Annotated in this window: 1 protein-coding gene; it reads left to right on the top strand. The window is 57.8% G+C overall.

The window, feature by feature from the left end; all coding sequences use genetic code 11:
* A partial coding sequence (locus tag SB717_RS40025) for a hypothetical protein (protein ID WP_410908941.1) occupies positions 1-230 on the top strand: 230 nt, incomplete at both ends.

Here is a 230-nt window from a genome sequence, read left to right as displayed (position 1 = left end):
ATCGATGACTGGTGTGCCGCTCTGTTCAGCGCGCACTGCGTCAGCTTTGGCCAGTTCGACTTCATTGTCGCCGATGGCCAGGCTGTAGCGGTGGATTTCTCTTGCCGCATAGGCGGCGGTTTGGATGCGATCAAGCGGTATGCGGACATCCCCAGCTATGCTGCCACAGCGCTCGCCGGTCGTAAGCCCTATTTTTCGCCGTTTATCGTCCAGAAAAACCTGGTTGCACC

This window comes from Priestia sp. SIMBA_032 (assembly GCF_046535215.1).
Classification (GTDB): domain Bacteria; phylum Bacillota; class Bacilli; order Bacillales; family Bacillaceae_H; genus Priestia; species Priestia aryabhattai.
This window is presented reverse-complemented; position numbering and strand designations above follow the sequence as displayed.